Below are 15,367 nucleotides of genomic sequence, written 5' to 3' on the forward strand. Positions count from 1 at the left end.
CATGGCCAACAGCCAGGAACGTCGCCTCAAGGTGATTGTTTTCAGTGATGTGGTGGATTCATCTGCGCAGATTTTTGCCGATGAACTGATTGCCATTCAGCGCATCAAGGAGGATCTCGCCATGATCGGCGAAATCCTCAAACGCCACGGCGGGAGCCTCGTTAAAAGCCTTGGCGATGGAATCCTGGCCACGTTCGACGCACCCACCCAGGCCCTGGAATTCGTGGAGGATGTGGTGATCTGCATCACCCGACGTGGCCATCATTCACTGCAGCATCGCTTCGGTCTCCACACCGGCGAGATCTATGTGAATGGTGACGACATCATTGGCCAGGGAGTTCATCTGGCTTCGCGTCTGCAGACGACCGCTCCAGTCAATGGGGTGGCATTCGTGCAATCCACCTTCGATCTGATTGACCCACGCTTCCAGCGCCTTGCCGAACTGGTCGGCCCCGTGCAGTTGAAGGGACTGCCGCTTCCGGTCATCACGTACGCGATCGGAGCCCCGAATCTGATCGGCCGCCAAGGAGGCCAGCTCCAGTCTGAGATCGACGTGGAGAGCCTCCTCTCCGAGACGCCTTACCGCCTCGAGCGCCCGCTCGGATTCTCCCCCCACACCACCACGTTCCTGGTGCGGGAAGCGAGCCGCGATCGCCGGGCCGTGCTGAAGGTGATCCCCTGCGATGCCACCAACCTCGATGCCCTCCAGATCGAGGCCGCCTGCCTCGATCGGCTCCGTCATCCCCACCTGCCGCGGTTCGTCGACGGCTTCGCGCATCGGGGTTCATTTCTCTTCCTGCAGGAATACATCGCGGGGGCGTCCCTGCAGGGCTCGCTCGATTTCCTGCGGCGCAAACAACGGCTCGCCGAGATGCTCCGCCATGTGCTGGAGGTGCTGGAGGTCATCCACGGCGCCGGCATCGTCCATGGCGACCTGCACCCCTCCAACCTGATCCCTGGTGAGGACGGCCGGTCCCTGTTCGTGGTCGACTTCGACCTGCTCAAGGCCCAGACCAGCGGGGCCCCGGTCGAGGGAGAGCCCCGAACCGGCCGTGCCTTCTTCAGCCCGCCGGAACGGGCGCGGTTCGGCAGCATCGCCCCAGCCGGCGATCTCTACGCCCTCGGGGTTCTGGGCCTCTCCCTCTACACCGGACAGCCACCTGAAGAGCTCTACGACCAGGATCAGGGCCGCTGGCGCCTGGATGACCTGGACCAGGAGGTGGTGGCCTGGCTGTCTCCGATGCTCGAGGAATCCCTGGCCCACCGGGTGGCCAGCGCCAGGGATGCCCTGCAGCTGCTGGATCGACCGCTGCCCCCGTCACCGTCCTCCGCCGAGCAGCCGGAACTCCTCCGTCGCGTTCCCCTGCCACCCCTTCCCAACCTCCGCGGCGCCATCCGCAAGGCTGTGCTTGAGCGCCAGCTCGCAGCCACCTACGGCCCGGTGGTGGAGTTGCTGCTGCAAACCTGCCCCACCAGCATTCCCAACAGCGAGGTGGAGGGGCTGCGGCAGCGGCTGGTGGCGGCAGGCCTGGGTCGCGCCGACGTGGACCGGGCCCTGGAGGAATCGGTGGAACCCCCTTCCAGCGAAGCAGCAGAGGCCAACCCTGCCACCGCCGTCTCCGCCACCGCCGTCTCCGCCCCAGCCGCCGCCCCGCCGGATCCAGACCGCCGGGAGGCTCCGGCCATGGCGGCAGTCTCGACGCCATCCGCTGATCGTGTCGAAGCCTGGCGGGCCGAGATGCTGAACCAGCTCAGTCTGATGGTGGGTCCGATCGCCGAGGCGCTCTGCACGGACAGCCTCTTTGACGCCCTGATGGGCGATCCAGCCGCCGCCCGCCGGATGCTGCTGGCCTCCGCCGTGCCGGACGCGTTGGTGGCAGACATTCTCGCCCTGGCCGAACGCACCCGTCCCAGCGCCACGCCAGATCCCGTGACGACGGCGAAAGCCCCGGCCGTGCAGCCTCCGGCTGCGCCGAAGCCTCCCGCAGCACCCACGGACCACCAGCTCAGGGAACCGGTGGTGGATCTGATCGGCCCGATCGGCAACACCCTGCTCGACGCGCTGGCCGATCTGCCCCTGGAGGAGCGGCCCGAGGCCCTGATCCGGGCCCTCGAGGGCTACGGAGTCGAGCCGTCGACGCTGGCAGAACTCCGCCGTCGCTGGGGTGCCATCGGCCTGCCCTGAAGGCTCATCGCTGCAAAGCTCATCGCTGCAAGGCCCAGCTCTGAAATGGGCGCCGTGCAACGGTGCCCGGACAACCCTGCTCAGCGGGAACAGCCGAGCGGCAGGAACCCGGTCGCCCTACAGAGCCAATGGGCTTGAGGAGGGCGGTGCGTCTTCTGCCGTCATGGGATGGCGAAGCGCCTGCTGCAACAGAACGGTTGGGGAGATGCCGCTGGCAAGCTCGCTGCGCGCCTGACGCTCAGCCTCCTCAACCAGGGCTTCCGGCAGCTTGAGAACCTCGAGCAGGCGGCGGTAGGCATGCCGCTCCTCCGCCGTGACGGCGGTCTCATCGCCGGCGTGTTGGTGGGCACGCAGCATCACGTAGACCAGCTTCGCGGCAAGCTGGCGTTCCGCCTGGGAAGGCAGCGCCTCCACCAGGCTCTCCAGGCGGGGGGTCAGCAGGCTGAACTCGGCCAGCGCCTGGACGGCACCTTCTCCCTGCAGCTGGTCGGCCTCATCCGGGAAGAGGCCAGCGACGACCTTGGCGAGCAAGTCCCGTTCCTGGGCCGCCAGATCGCCATCCGACCAGGCAGCCCAGCAGACGATGCGGAACAGAGCCTGCTGGGAGGACGACCCCTCCTCGGGGTTCTGCTCCCAGAGACTGGACAGATCAGGTTGACGGTTGTCCATCCAACCCCCTGCAGCTGGCCTCATTCTGCAGCTTGATCGACATCAGGCGCTGGCCCGCTAGCCCATGGCCGCTGGAGCGAACCACAGCCCTCGGGCCAACATCGGTCGCGGGGAGGCTTGAACGGGTCACCAATCAGCGGCTTTCAAGCGGCCCTTGCAGAAAGCTGGAGAGGCATACCGCCCATAAACCTTCAGGTCATCTTCGGAGGCATGGATGTCCAGGTCATAAGGGATAGATTTTCAGGTCATAACCCTCCGCATCGCGCCAAAAAAGCGAGCAGCTGCCATCGGTTCCACAGCGGCCAAGCTCAGGGAATGCAACACAAGCCGCACGGAAGGCCTCCTCAAACCCGTTGCAAGACCTGATTGAATCTGCCACCGCAATCCACCCATTGGCAACGATCTTCTTTCTCTCCACGGCGTCAGCGCTGCCAGGGGGTGAGACCACCCTCCTCCGCTCTACATGTCAGCTCTTGTTGATGATGTCGTGGCGGGATGGGGGACGGGTTGGGTCCTCGTTGCCGGAGAGGTCATTGCCTACCCCACGGTCCCTGTCGTCTGCAGAGCTGCCATAGGGATAGCCCTTGTCCTGGGCGCAGTAGCGTCTGTTGCCGCTGCGGCTGTTCACCACCACCAGCCTGCCATTCTCCGAATTGGGGAACTTGTTGTTGATGATCCGGTTGTAGCTGGGCGACTGGTGACGGATCGTGCCTCCCTCTCCACAGTTGCGATACAGGTGGATCCCACCCCTCCGGACAGCGTGAAACACGTTGTCCTGGATGATGTTGTAAGCAGAGCCGTCCACGGCGATCTGTTCGCGCTGGCTCTGTACACGGAACGTGTTGCCCACAATCCTGTTGTGGGCAGACTCTGCATCCAGGTAGATGACAAAGCTGTTGGATTGACCCGCAAGGATGGACCGCGTGACGGAGGCGGAGGTGGTACCGGGCCCCAGGTACACGCCCGGCAGACCCACCAGATTGAACCTGACCCTGTCCACCCGCAGGTTCTTCGGAGCCTGGGCCTGGGCACGCCTGGTGTGCCCCTGGGAGTAGCTGGAGCGGCGGAGATCCTCGGACTCGCCCACCCGTCCCAGGCCGATGGTGCGGACGGAGCCGGTGATGACACAGTTGCGGATCTTCACGTCGTCGGCAAAGACCTGGATCTCCGTGATCCTGCCTTGGGCGAAGTCCTTCCCGCCGCAGTCGATGACCATGCCGGCCTTCCTGATCCTGACGACCTGCTTCTCGAGGTGGGGGGAGCTGGCACGCTGCTGACACCCGAGCACCACGGCCAGCAGCACCGCCAAGCAGAGCAGGATGGGCATGGCTCTGTCGTGATCGCGAGGCCGGGTTGCGCTGTGGATTGGGCGCCGCCTCCAGGCAGCCTGGCCGTCGGCGGATCCCCCGCGAGTTGCAACCAGCCCTGCCATGGGTCCTGGCCCTGAGCCCGCCTGCTGCCATCGGCACGCCGGCCCAGCGTGATCCGGGCCACGGGTCAGCCTCACGGGTCAGCCTCACTGCTCAGCCGTGATTCCCACTCTGTTCAGGGCCTTCCTGATCACCTCTCCTCTGGCGACTGCGGGGAACCCCACAGTGCCAGAGGCGGCGGCTGAGCGTTGAATGACCTGGTGAGAAAACACACCTCAGCCCCACTTGGAGTTCGTTGTGTCTGTCGCCCTGCCGCGATTCGCGGCCGTGCCGTTTGAGCTGCGGCCGACGCCGCCCGCCTTGCAGGAGGCCCTGGAGCGCGAAGTCGCGTCGCTGGCGTTCGAGCCGGTGCTGGACGCCAGCGAGCCCGACGAGGCGTACGGCGCCTCCGTCGTGCGTGGGATCTCCTCGGTGCATCAGGCCCGTCCCCAGCTCGAGCATGGGCCGATCAGCGCGGAGCTGATGGAATTGGCCTACGCCACGCTCACGCCACTGGTCGAGGCCTGGGCCGGTTGTGCGCTCGAGCGCAGCTGGGGCCATGGCATCCGCAGCTATGGGCCTGGTTCGGTGCTGCACGTGCACCGTGATCGCGTCGACACGCATGTGATCAGCTGCATCGTTCATGTGGCCGATCGCTCCGACCAGCCCTGGCCGCTCGACTTCATCGACCACGACGGCCACCGCCATGCCCTGACCTTTGAGCCGGGGACGATGCTCTTCTACGAGAGCCTGTGCCCTCACTCCCGCAGTCAGCCCTTCATCGGGGAGTACTACCGCAACATGTACCTCCACTGGCGGCCGCGCCAGTGGAATCCAGCTCCGTATCGAGGCATGCGCTGCAAGTACGCCAGCCTGGAGGAGGCCGAGGCCGATATGCGCCGGTTGGCCCTGATTGGCACCATCCCCGCCATGTGGCAGGAGTGGCTGCTGCACAACCGCGAACGGGGCTGCCAGCGCGAGGGGATGATGGTGCGGGCTGAGCAGCAGGGTGGTTTCACACGCGCCGCCATCGAAGCGGTGCTCGATCTTGTGCAGGTGCCGGCCCAGGCCAGCTGCCCCGGCTGGCTGCAGTGGTTCGAGGCGCCGCTCACCCGTCCGGAGCATCGTCCCCGCGCCTGGCGGCTGGATACACCGCTGGCCCAGGTGTACGAAGTGCCAGACCTGCTCAGCCCCAACGACTGTGAGGCCCTGATGGCAGCGATCGATGGGCAGCTGATGCCCTCCACGGTGACCCGCGGCGACAGCCACTACCGAACCAGCCGCACCTGCCACCTGCGCGGCAGCGACCTGGCCGTGCGGGTCGATCAGCTGCTGGCGGATCTGCTGGGGGTGGACGCGAGCTTTTCAGAGCCCCTGCAGGGCCAGCGCTATGACCCCGGTCAGTACTTCAAGGAGCACACCGACTGGTTCGCCCCCGGCACCGAGGAGTTCGCCACCCACTCCAACCCCGGCGGCCAGCGCACCTGGACAGTGATGATCTACCTCAACACCGTGGCCCGCGGCGGGCAGACCTGCTTCAAGCGACTGGGGCGTTGCTTCACGCCGGTGCAGGGCCTGGCCCTGGCCTGGAACAACCTGATGGCCGACGGCACCCCGAATCCCTTCACCCTGCACGAGGCGATGCCTGTGCTTGAGGGAAGCAAGTGGGTGATCACCAAGTGGTTTCGGGCAGAGCAGGGTCGCAACGGTTGAGCCACGACTCCAGGCTCAGCCGTTCTGAAGCCACCCATGGTTGCCAAGCTTGGACGCCCCCTCCTGCGTTGGCGAGGGCCGGCCCGGGTATCCACCGGGGGCAAGGGATCGCTCCATCAGGCCCTGGTCATGTTGCACCGCTTGGCACCCACTGCCACGGGGTAACAGGGCGGCGAACGACTGGATCACCGGCTCCAACCCCAAGGATCCCTGCGATCACTGTCCCAGACTGGTTTTCAGTTCCCGCGCCGTCTGCAGCTGCCCGTAGTAGTAGTTGGCCCGGGCGCGGCGATCGGCATCCTCGAGGCCATCGAGGGCGTCGAAGCCGAGGCTCTGCCAGAGCTCGTGGCCACAGGCGCGGTTGAGTTCGTCCGTGGCCTCACTCTCGAGGACGGCCAGGCGTCGCTGCAGGTTCTTGATCTGGGCAACCGACATCAGCACCGGGCATCAGGCGGCCATAGTACAGACGAACCAGGGAGCAGGCCCCAGGCTCAGAAGGGGAGTTTCTTCTTGGCATCCTTGTCGAGATCCGCTTCCATCTCCCGCAGCCGCCGCAGGATGGTGTCGTAGTACTCCTTGAGATAGTCCTCCAGGCTGGTGGTTTCGCCTGGATCCAGACCGAAGGCCCCATAGCTTTCCTCCATCGGTGCGTCCAGGCGCACGCCACCGCCGGTGACCGCGTCGAAGGCGAGCCGCTCCGCCACATTCAGGCTGGCCTCGAAGAAACCGGTCACGCTGCGCATCAGTTGCAGCAGGGCCGGAGGAACCCGGAAGACGCGGGCATCCTTGCCCGTGTAGCGCTCGCAGAGCTGGGTGATCTCACCGGTGGTCCAGGCCCGGGGCCCCACCACCGGGAAGGCGCGGCGCACCGTCTGGGGCCGCTCCAGCGCCGCGACGGCAAACCGCGCCATGTCCTGGGTGTTCATGTAGGCGATCGGGGTGGGGGAACCGCTCACCCACACGGTCTGCCCCTCCAGCACGGGAATGGCGAACTGGCTGATCAGTCCCTGCATGAAGGCCACGCCCCGCAGGATCGTGTAGTCGAAGTCGGAGGCCTCGAGCCATTCCTCCGTACAGGCCTTGATGTCCATGAGGGGGACATCCCTGTGCCGGGCCGCATCCAGCAGGGAGACGAAGATGAACCGCCGCACGCCGGCCCGTTGACAGGCGGCGAAGAGGTTCTGCTTGCCCGTCCAGTCGATGTCGTAGGCACTGCCCGGATCGGTGGCGCGGGCCGTGGCCGCATCGATCACGGCTTCCTGGCCCTCGAGGGCGTAGTCGAGGCTGTCGGGCTCGAGCAGGTCACCCCGGGTGAGTTCACAGCCCCATTCCTGGAGGAAGGCCGCCTTGCGCGGCGAGCGGACCATGCAGCGGACGTGGTGACCGGCATCGAGGGCCCGGCGGGCGATCTGGCGGCCCAGGGTCCCCGTTCCGCCGACGACCAGTACCTGCATGCCCTTCGCTCGATCGGAAATGAGCCTAGGGGTGCGACTGTCGCCGGCGAGACCGTCACGACAGGCGGCGCGCCGGGGGTGCCGACCGGAAGGTCCCGGAGGCTCAGTCCTTGTCGGCGAAGCGGAGCAGCAGGGCACCGCCGGCCAGGCCGACGGGGATCAGCACCCAGAACAGGGCGGCGATGCCGAAGATCTCAGAGGCCATGAACGGTTGCCGTGACGCGCACCGTTTTAGCGCGCCGCCGGGTCCGCGGCCGTGCCCCTGGCCGCCAGCTCCAGGATGCGCGGCCAGGGTGCGTCACTGCGAAAGGTGCCGGCCATCACGCCGCCCAGCCCGGCGGTCCAGCCGTCCAGGCGCAGGGCGGCCACCAGGGCTTCCAGCCGCGGGGGGCCTCCCCCGAGATGGCGGCCCAGGTCGCCCGCGGTCCAGCAGCGGGCAGGCACCCCCGCATCACGGTGGAGGGCATGCCAGAGCCGGGTGCCAGCTTGCCCCAGGCTGGGCACGGAACCGGCCTCCACTGCCGCAGACTCCACTGCCGCCATGGAGGCCAGCCGGCTCGGATCCTGCAGGGGGCCGAGCCAGAGGGGGCCGGAGACAGCCAGGGCGGGGCAGGGCGCCCCCGGGCGGGGCTTTTCCTGGGGTGGTCCCTGGGGCTCTCCACAGCGGCAGGGGGGCCAGCGCCGCAGCTGCAGCAGGCTCTGGGTCCACTGCTCGCCGCAGCCGTGGCAATGGGCCAGCAGCCCCAGCTGCGCCTCCTCACGGGCCGCGGGTTTGCGCCGCAGCTGGATGGCCGTGCGGAAGGTGCGGCCCTCACTGAAGCTGAACAGGGGCCGGATGCCGCGCCCCAGGGCCCAGGCAGCGCGGGCCACCACCCCGATCTGCAGCCGCAGGGCGAGCTCCCAGCTGGCGGGATGGGCCCGGGCGGCGGCACCCAGGGAGCGGATGGCGGCAGGGCGGTCATGGCCTGTGGGGGAGCGGCCATCGGTGCTGGCCAGATAGAGCACCCCGTCGAAGGCGAGCACCTCCAGGGCCAGGGGCACCAGGGCCGTCGGACAGCCGAACGCATCGAGGTCCACCAGCTCGAAGCGCTCCTGCCGCAGCAGGCAGTCGGCCAGCAGCCGATGGGCCTGGCAGGCGCTGCGGCGCTGGGCCACCCCGGCCGGCAACGCGGCCAGATTCTCCTGCAGGAGGGGCAGTCGCTCCGGGTCGGCATCGTTGGCCCACACCGCCGTGGCCCCCGCTTCGAGGCCGTAGCGCAGGGCCCGCACGCCGCAGCCGGCCATCAGGTCGAGCACCCGCCGCTCGCCGCCGCTGGCCAGGGTGCGGAGCAGCAGCACCCCGAGGTCACGGCCGGGACGGGAGGCCGGGCGAAAGAAGCCCCCACCGGGGTCAAAGCGGGCCAGGCCCTCCTCCAGCATCCCGTGCGCGGGCGGGCGGGTCACCGGGGCTTCAGGCACCGGCCAGCAGGGCCTGCTCGTCCACGGCGTCGAGCTGCTCGGGGGCCAGGAACTGCTCGGCATAGCGGCGGTAGACGCCGGAGCGAATGAACAGCGCAAACAGATCGGGGTCGATGTGCTGGTCCTGGCGCATGAAGGCCATGATCCGCAGGGCCTGGGAGAGCGTCTTGGGCGGCTTGTAGGGGCGGTCGGCGGCGGTGAGGGCCTCGAAGATGTCGGCGATCGCCATCATCCGGGCGATGTCACTCATCTGATCGCGGCGCAGGCTGCGGGGATAGCCCGTGCCGATCAGCGTCTCGTGGTGCCCGCCCGCCAGCTCCGGCACATCCTTCATGTGGTGCGGAAAAGGCAGCGCCGAGAGCATCCGGATCGTGTGGACGATGTGCTCGTTGATCTTGTAGCGCTCCTCCGGCGTGAGGGTTCCCTTCTGGATCGTGAGGTTGTGGAGCTCCCCGCGGTCGTAGAGCCACTCGGGAGGCTGCAGGGTGATGCCCCAGGGATTGTCCGGATCAAAGCGATCCGCCTCGGGCCGTGGGATGCGGTGCTCCGGACGGTCTGCCAGCAGCGGCTCCAGCACCGGCAGGGTTGGGGAGGGCTCCTGCTCCATGCGGCGCCGTTCCTCCTGGGACACCCCGAGCCGGTCATCGAGGGTGCGCAGCCAGGTGTATCGGGCGATGGCCTGCAACCGCTCGATGGCCTCCTCGGCAAGGAACTCCCCCCCCTGGTTGCAGGAGGCCACGAAGGCGAAATCAGCGTCGAGTCGGGCCAGCTCGGCATCCCGTTCGGCGGCCAGTTCAGCCTCCCGCTCGGTCGCCTCCAGGTCGGTCGCCAGCCAGAGCTGCCGCTGCTCGTGGTAGCGGATCCAGGCGTCGCGTTTGAGCACCTCGAAGCGCATCCGCACCTCGTGGATCCGGTCGTACAGGGTCTCCAGCTTGGTGGCCTTGTCGACCACATACTCAGGGGTGACCACCTTGCCGCAGTCATGCAGCCAGGCGGCGACATGCACCGCTTCCCAGCGCTCCTCGGAGAGGCTGAAGCGCGCGAAGGGGCCCTCGTGGGCCTCACAGGCGGCTTCGGCCAGCATCCGGGTCAGCTCGGGCACCCGTTTGCAGTGCCCGCCGGTGTAGGGACTCTTCGCATCGATCGAGCCGGCGATCAGTTCGATGAAGGCCTCGAACAGCCGTTTCTGGGCCCCGATCAGGCGCCGGGTTTCCAGGGTCACGGCGGCGTTGCTGGAGAACGCCTCCACGAAGGCCACCCGGGCGGGATCGGGCGGCTGCTCGAACCAGAGCAGCAGCAGACCGAGTGGTTCCTCTGCCCGGCTGAGCAGGGGCACGGCGACGTAGGGCACCGCAGCCTGGCCCAGCCATGCCACCAGGAGCTTCTCCAGCTCGGTTCCCTCCGCCATGGCCCGGCCCACGACGGCCCGGCCTGGGGAGGCCTGCAGGGTGTCCGGAGCGGACGGCAGAATCCCGCTCAAGGCCAGGTGCTCCTCCTCCACCTGAGCCTCTCCCAGCGTCAGGGCCTGGCCGGCGGCATTGCGGGCGAGGGCGAGCTTCAGGAGCGGGGCCGGCTGGGCTCCGCCCGTCCGGCCCTCGCTCTGCTCCATCAGGAAGAGGGCGCTGCCCTGGGCGGCGCTGTTGGCGATCGACTCCTTCAGGATCGTGTCCATCAGCCGGTCGAGGTTGGGCTCCGCCGCGATGGCCGCGCTCACCGCCAGGAACCGCCGGATCGTGCCCTTCATGGCGTCCATCGCGCCGGCGAGCTCATCCACCTCGCGCACCAGCGGCCAGACCGTCCGTGGCCCCGAGAAATCGAAGCGCCGCACCGCATCGGCTTCGTTCGCCAGGGTCCTCAACGACCGGCTCACCAGGCGGGCGATCAGCAGCACCAGGGGGATGGCCAGCCCCAGCACCAGCAGGCTGGAGAAGAACGACTGGCGCCGCAGTTCGCGCGCGTCGGCCAACAGCTGATCCCGGGGAATGGCGATCAACAGGAAGGTGCGCAGGCCACTCACCGCCAACTCCGGGCCAAGGGCCACCGCCACCTCCCAGACACGCCCATCGACCGTCACCTGGGCCGGCACCAGCGGCTCGGACCGCGCGGCAACCGCGCTCAGTTCGCCGAAGCGCCTCGACAGGGCCCGCATCACCGGCGTCGGGAATTCATGGATGCGCCGGGGGCGATCCGAGAGGGCCACGGGCCTGGGGGACTGGCCGGCATGGGCCACCACGCCTCCCGTGGCCGTGACCAGGGCCACTTCCACATCGGCATAGGCATCGAGGGCAGCCCGCACCCCGTTGAGCAACGACTGGGTCTGGGACAGGGGCACATCGGCGGCGGCCACGAAACGCCCATCCGCACTGCGCTGGGCCAGGGTGAAGCCCGGCTCTCCGGTGGTGGCGTAGCGGTAGATCCCCGTGACGATGGGGCCCTCGCTGCGAAGGGCGCGACGGAACCAGTCCCGCTCGCGGGGGTCATAGGCCACCGCGAGCGGATCGGGTTCCGATCGGATCGTTCGCAGCCGCGCATCCAGCAGGATCCTGCGTGCCGTGATGCCCGCACGGCCCTCGGGCCGCGAGGTGGTCTGGAGCACATAGGCGGTTTCCGGCGTGGCGTCGAAGACCCGGCGATCGGCATCCGCCCGCAGACGTCGCATCAGGAACCGTTCGCCCGCCGCGGTTCCCACGTAGTACGCCTGCACCGATGGGGTGGCGTCCAGGGCAAGCTTGAGCACGCTGGAAGCTCGGCGCTGCTCCTCGCCGTCGAGGGACAAGCGGCGGGAGCGCGCCAGCACGGGGGAGTTGGCCAGGCGCCCCAGGTAGTCCTCGATCAGATCGAAGCGGAGTTCCTTCTGCAGCTGCAGGATCTCGCGGCTGATCAGCACCTCCATCAAGTCCGCGTTCCCCTTGACGACCAGACGCCGGGCCCGTTCGTAGGCCCCCATCGCCACCGTGAGACCGGTGACCAGCACCACCGGAATGAACAGCATCGAGAGGCCGACGCTGAAGCGGACCCTGCCGGCCCGCCGGATCCAGCTTCCCCGCAGCCGCCGATGGGCCGGCCCCCGTGCCATCGGCGGTTCCAAGAACACCTACGGTCAACGTAACCAGGCTGATCCAGCCCGAGAACGTCCGGTCCTGCCAAGCCCACGATGCTTCTCACATCTCCCCAAGGCAGGGACCCAAGCCGCGATGACGGGGTCGACTGGGGCAAGCACAGCACCTGGATCTGGCAGGGCCTGGCCGTGCACTGGCGCCATCTGCCCGCTGGGGAAGCTGGGGCGAACCCCTGCGGCAGCGTGGTGCTCCTGCATGGGTTCGGCGCGGGGAGTGGCCACTGGCGGCACAATGCCGGGGCCCTCGCCGCCGCGGGCTGGTCCGTCTACGCCGTGGATCTGATCGGTTTCGGCGCCTCCGACCAGCCTGGAGCGCACCGCCGGCGCCGGCTCGACAACAGGCTATGGGCCCGGCAGGTGCAGGGATTCCTCGCGGAGGTCGTGGGCAGTCCGGCGGTGCTGGTGGGGCACTCGCTGGGGGGCCTGGTGGCCCTGACCTGCGCCACGCTCTTCCCGGCCTGGGTGGGCGCCGTGGTGGCGGCCCCCCTGCCGGATCCGGCGCTGTTGCTGGGGCCAAGGCCCTGGCCCCCCCGACGGCGCCCCTGGCGGCGGCGCCTGAAACGCTGGGGGGTGATCGTGCTCTGCCGCCTGCTGCCCCTTGAGCTGCTGGTGCCCCTGCTGGCCCACTCCCCCCTGCTGGCGCTGGGCATCCAGTCGGCCTACGCCACCCCGGTGATCGGCGACCAGGAGCTGCATCGCCTGATCGCCCATCCCGCCCGCCGGCCCGGAGCGGTGCGGTCCCTGCGGGCCATGAGCATCGCCATGGCCCTGCGTCCCCACGCGGCCACGGCCCCCACCCTGCTGCAGCGGCTGCGGCGCCCCCTGCTGCTGATCTGGGGCCTGCGTGACCAGCTGGTGCCGGTGCAGGTGGCCGAACAGATCCACAGGCTCCGCCCCGACCTGCCCCTGGTGGGGCTGGACCACTGCGGCCACTGCCCCCACGACGAGCTCCCCGAGCAGTTCAACGCCACCCTGCTCGCCTGGCTCGCGGCAACGCCGCCGGCCGCCGGCAGGGGCCGACCGGTAATTTGGTCGGATTCGCCAGGCCCGATCCCCAAGCCATGAAGCACACCCTTTCGGTGCTGGTGGAAGACGAATCGGGTGCCCTGAGCCGCATCTCCGGCCTGTTCGCCCGGCGGGGCTTCAACATCGAGAGCCTCGCCGTGGGACCCGCCGAACGGGGCGGCATGTCCCGCCTCACCATGGTGGTGGAGGGTGACGACCGCACCCTCGGCCAGATGACCAAGCAGCTCGACAAGCTGATCAACGTGCTCGGCGTGATCGACCTGTCCCAGATCCCCTCAGTGGAGCGGGAACTGATGCTGCTCAAGGTCTCCGCTCCCGCCGAGACCCGCAGCGCCATCCTCGATCTGGTGCAGGTGTTCCGGGCCAACGTCGTGGATGTGGCCGACGACGCCCTGATCCTCGAGGTGGTGGGGGATCCGGGCAAGCTCGTCGCCCTCGAACAGGTGATGGAGCCCTACGGGATTCTCGAGATCGCCCGCACCGGCAAGGTGGCCCTGGAGCGGGCCTCCGGGGTGAACACGGCGTTCCTCAAGGTGACGGCTTCGAACAAGCGCGTTCCGGCCTGACTGTTGCGCGGGACTGCTCCCCGGGACTGTTTCCCTGGACTGTTGCGAGGCTGCCGAGGGCGCCGGCGACGACGCCCCCCGGTGGCCTCAGTCTCCCTGCACCAGCTTGCCGCCGGAGACCAGCGTGGCCTTGATGATCTTGTCGCCCTGCTGGATCCGATCGATCACCTCCATCCCCTGGCTGACACGCCCGAAGACGGCGTAGCGGCCATCCAGTTCCGGCAGCGCCTGGAGGGCCACATAGAACTGGGCGCTGGCCGAATTCGGATCGTTGGAACGGGCCATGGCCAGGGCACCACGCTGGTGGGGGAGGTCCAGCTGACGGGTCACTCCCGGGGCCGTGATCGGTTCGCCGTAGCGGGGCTTGGCCTCGTCGGTGAGTTTGATCTCCAGCGGAATCAGACGGGCTTCGGCGGTGGAGGGGTCGATGAAGTTCCCCGTGCCGTACTGCGTCGGTGGGACCACCGGGTTGGCACTGAGCGGATCGCCGCCCTGCACCACGAAGGCGGTGGGTTCGCGAACCACCCGGTGGAACACGGTTCCGTTGTAGGCGCCGCGCTTCACCAGATCGACGAAGTTGCCCGCCGTGAGCGGGGCCGCACGGCCATCGAGCTGGAACTGCACCTCGCCCCGGGTCGTCTGCATCGCCACGGTGGCCGGCCCGCTCAGGCACGGTGTGGCGGCGGTGGCACAGCCCAGGGACTGGCGGCTGGGTCCCCCGTTGGCGGTACAGGACACCACCAGCAGCGGGGAGAGAAGCAGCAGGCTGCCCAGCAACAGCCGGGTCGCCAGGGAGCGCAGAGCCGAGCCTCGCTGCCCCGTGGGGACCTCGGCGGGGGTCACAGCCGTGGCGGATGGGAGCCGGGAGGAAGGGAACCGAGAGGAGAGCAACCCGGATGAAAAGAAGGTTTTCGCCATCGCTTCATTCGCCATCGCTTCAGACACCCTCCAGCGGTACACCGAGGAAGCGGGCCAGCTGGGCACCGGCCTGCTCGAGATCGGCCAGGGGCATTGGCTCACCCACCCGGGTCAGGGGCATGTCGCGCCGGCCCTGCACCTTCAGCGCCAGGCGCCGACGTGGGTTGAGTCCATCCCGCACCTCGACCTTCACGGCCTGAATGTCCCGCAGGGGAATCTCCACGTCGATGGTCTGGCGAAAGGCCCGGCGCCGGATCATGGCGGACCCGGCCGAGCGGTCGAAGCGGTTGCTGCCGGCACCCACGTCCAGGCCGATCACGGCCCACAGGTAGCTGGCCAGCAGCAGCGCCGCCAGGCCGTACAGCCCCATGACGAGCCCCTGGGGAACCCAGATCAGCTCGGCCGGGTGACCCACCGGCAGCAGGTCGGTCCCGAGATAGCTCGAGAGGCTGGTGAGCAGGAAACCGACGCCACCGAGGGTCACCACCACGGCCATCACCAGGTTGGAGGGGCGGCGAGAGCCGAGCACGGGCTGCTCGAGCACGTCGGAGGGGGGCATCCAGGGCAAGGGGGTGGTCGGGGCCCATCTTGGCGCCTGGCGAGCCCCGCCCCGCCGCCGCGCCCCCAATGGATCGGAAGAAATACTTAAAAGCCAGTTGCGACAAGGGGTTTCAGCCCGTTGCAAGCCGCCCCGCGATCCCCACGAAGATTGTTACCATCGCCCGGTATTCCGCTTCCTCCATGACGATCGCTGTAGGGCGCCTGCCGCAGCGGGGATGGTTCGACGTCCTCGATGACTGGCTCAAGCGCGACCGCTTCGTATTTGTGGGGTGGTCCGGCCTGCTGCTGTT

13 protein-coding genes and 1 pseudogene are annotated in these 15,367 nt (G+C 68.4%); 5 read left to right on the forward strand and 9 right to left on the reverse strand.

Annotation, left to right across the window (positions count from 1 at the left end; translation table 11 throughout):
- The first annotated feature begins 1 nt into the window (after position 1).
- Complete coding sequence (locus ACLD7X_RS09290; protein ID WP_425625140.1) at positions 2-2,185, forward strand: protein kinase domain-containing protein; 2,184 nt, start codon at positions 2-4, stop codon at positions 2,183-2,185.
- A 117-nt stretch (positions 2,186-2,302) separates the two neighbouring features.
- On the opposite strand, the gene ACLD7X_RS09295 is transcribed toward ACLD7X_RS09290, so the two are convergent.
- Together ACLD7X_RS09295 and ACLD7X_RS09300 are read right to left on the reverse strand one after the other, a co-directional pair.
- Complete coding sequence (locus ACLD7X_RS09295) at positions 2,303-2,854, reverse strand: tellurite resistance TerB family protein (protein WP_412007331.1); 552 nt, start codon at positions 2,852-2,854, stop codon at positions 2,303-2,305.
- Positions 2,855-3,320: 466 nt separating this feature from the next.
- Complete coding sequence (locus ACLD7X_RS09300) at positions 3,321-4,181, reverse strand: right-handed parallel beta-helix repeat-containing protein (RefSeq protein WP_412007332.1); 861 nt, start codon at positions 4,179-4,181, stop codon at positions 3,321-3,323.
- Positions 4,182-4,551: 370 nt separating this feature from the next.
- On the opposite strand from ACLD7X_RS09300, the gene ACLD7X_RS09305 reads away from it, so the two are divergent.
- Positions 4,552-5,976 (forward strand): prolyl hydroxylase family protein, encoded by a 1,425-nt coding sequence (locus tag ACLD7X_RS09305; RefSeq protein ID WP_425625141.1) that lies wholly within the window; start codon positions 4,552-4,554, stop codon positions 5,974-5,976.
- Positions 5,977-6,192: 216 nt separating this feature from the next.
- On the opposite strand, the gene ACLD7X_RS09310 is transcribed toward ACLD7X_RS09305, so the two are convergent.
- From ACLD7X_RS09310 to ACLD7X_RS09330, 5 genes are all read right to left on the reverse strand, one after another.
- Entirely contained in the window at positions 6,193-6,411 is a 219-nt protein-coding gene (locus ACLD7X_RS09310) for a hypothetical protein (RefSeq protein ID WP_411423326.1), read from the reverse strand.
- Positions 6,412-6,467: 56 nt separating this feature from the next.
- Positions 6,468-7,430, reverse strand: a complete 963-nt coding sequence (locus ACLD7X_RS09315; RefSeq protein ID WP_411423327.1) for an NAD(P)H-binding protein — start codon at positions 7,428-7,430, stop codon at positions 6,468-6,470.
- A 103-nt stretch (positions 7,431-7,533) separates the two neighbouring features.
- Positions 7,534-7,635, reverse strand: coding sequence for a cytochrome b6-f complex subunit PetM (petM, locus tag ACLD7X_RS09320; RefSeq protein ID WP_043369173.1), 102 nt, complete (start codon positions 7,633-7,635; stop codon positions 7,534-7,536).
- A 26-nt stretch (positions 7,636-7,661) separates the two neighbouring features.
- The gene (locus ACLD7X_RS09325; protein WP_411423328.1) at positions 7,662-8,873 is read right to left on the reverse strand and encodes a hypothetical protein; all 1,212 of its coding nucleotides are present in this window, start codon (positions 8,871-8,873) and stop codon (positions 7,662-7,664) included.
- A gap of 7 nt (positions 8,874-8,880) precedes the next feature.
- Positions 8,881-11,964, reverse strand: coding sequence for an HD domain-containing phosphohydrolase (locus ACLD7X_RS09330; RefSeq protein WP_411423329.1), 3,084 nt, complete (start codon positions 11,962-11,964; stop codon positions 8,881-8,883).
- Between the two features lie 78 nt (positions 11,965-12,042).
- Between ACLD7X_RS09330 and ACLD7X_RS09335 the strand changes: the two genes are divergently transcribed.
- Both ACLD7X_RS09335 and ilvN read left to right on the forward strand, forming a co-directional pair.
- Positions 12,043-13,071: an alpha/beta fold hydrolase gene (locus ACLD7X_RS09335; RefSeq protein WP_411423330.1), complete on the forward strand. Its 1,029-nt coding sequence runs from the start codon at positions 12,043-12,045 to the stop codon at positions 13,069-13,071.
- Positions 13,068-13,598, forward strand: coding sequence for an acetolactate synthase small subunit (gene ilvN / locus ACLD7X_RS09340; RefSeq protein WP_411423331.1), 531 nt, complete (start codon positions 13,068-13,070; stop codon positions 13,596-13,598). The genes ACLD7X_RS09335 and ilvN overlap by 4 nt, the downstream gene beginning before the upstream one ends.
- Positions 13,599-13,685: 87 nt before the next feature.
- Here the strand turns inward: ilvN and ACLD7X_RS09345 are convergent, their stop codons facing one another.
- Complete coding sequence (locus ACLD7X_RS09345) at positions 13,686-14,441, reverse strand: peptidylprolyl isomerase (protein WP_412007333.1); 756 nt, start codon at positions 14,439-14,441, stop codon at positions 13,686-13,688.
- Positions 14,442-14,535: 94 nt separating this feature from the next.
- Positions 14,536-15,075 (reverse strand): photosystem I assembly protein Ycf4, encoded by a 540-nt coding sequence (locus tag ACLD7X_RS09350; RefSeq protein WP_411423333.1) that lies wholly within the window; start codon positions 15,073-15,075, stop codon positions 14,536-14,538.
- Positions 15,076-15,257: 182 nt separating this feature from the next.
- Between ACLD7X_RS09350 and ACLD7X_RS09355 the strand changes: the two are divergent.
- Positions 15,258-15,367: pseudogene (locus tag ACLD7X_RS09355) on the forward strand (photosystem II D2 protein (photosystem q(a) protein)); the annotation flags it as partial.

The organism is Aphanothece microscopica RSMan92 (genome assembly GCF_046613545.2).
In the GTDB taxonomy this organism is placed as follows: domain Bacteria; phylum Cyanobacteriota; class Cyanobacteriia; order PCC-6307; family Cyanobiaceae; genus NIES-981.

What these genes read in the sequence shown, in the direction of transcription:
- ACLD7X_RS09290 (WP_425625140.1), top strand. Translation starts at nt 2, where the DNA reads ATGGCCAACAGCCAGGAACGTCGCCTCAAGGTGATTGTTTTCAGTGAT.
- ACLD7X_RS09295 (WP_412007331.1), bottom strand. Translation starts at nt 2,854, where the DNA reads ATGGACAACCGTCAACCTGATCTGTCCAGTCTCTGGGAGCAGAACCCC.
- ACLD7X_RS09300 (WP_412007332.1), bottom strand. Translation starts at nt 4,181, where the DNA reads ATGCCCATCCTGCTCTGCTTGGCGGTGCTGCTGGCCGTGGTGCTCGGG.
- ACLD7X_RS09310 (WP_411423326.1), bottom strand. Translation starts at nt 6,411, where the DNA reads ATGTCGGTTGCCCAGATCAAGAACCTGCAGCGACGCCTGGCCGTCCTC.
- ACLD7X_RS09315 (WP_411423327.1), bottom strand. Translation starts at nt 7,430, where the DNA reads ATGCAGGTACTGGTCGTCGGCGGAACGGGGACCCTGGGCCGCCAGATC.
- petM (WP_043369173.1), bottom strand. Translation starts at nt 7,635, where the DNA reads ATGGCCTCTGAGATCTTCGGCATCGCCGCCCTGTTCTGGGTGCTGATC.
- ACLD7X_RS09330 (WP_411423329.1), bottom strand. Translation starts at nt 11,964, where the DNA reads ATGGCACGGGGGCCGGCCCATCGGCGGCTGCGGGGAAGCTGGATCCGG.
- ACLD7X_RS09335 (WP_411423330.1), top strand. Translation starts at nt 12,043, where the DNA reads ATGCTTCTCACATCTCCCCAAGGCAGGGACCCAAGCCGCGATGACGGG.
- ilvN (WP_411423331.1), top strand. Translation starts at nt 13,068, where the DNA reads ATGAAGCACACCCTTTCGGTGCTGGTGGAAGACGAATCGGGTGCCCTG.
- ACLD7X_RS09350 (WP_411423333.1), bottom strand. Translation starts at nt 15,075, where the DNA reads ATGCCCCCCTCCGACGTGCTCGAGCAGCCCGTGCTCGGCTCTCGCCGC.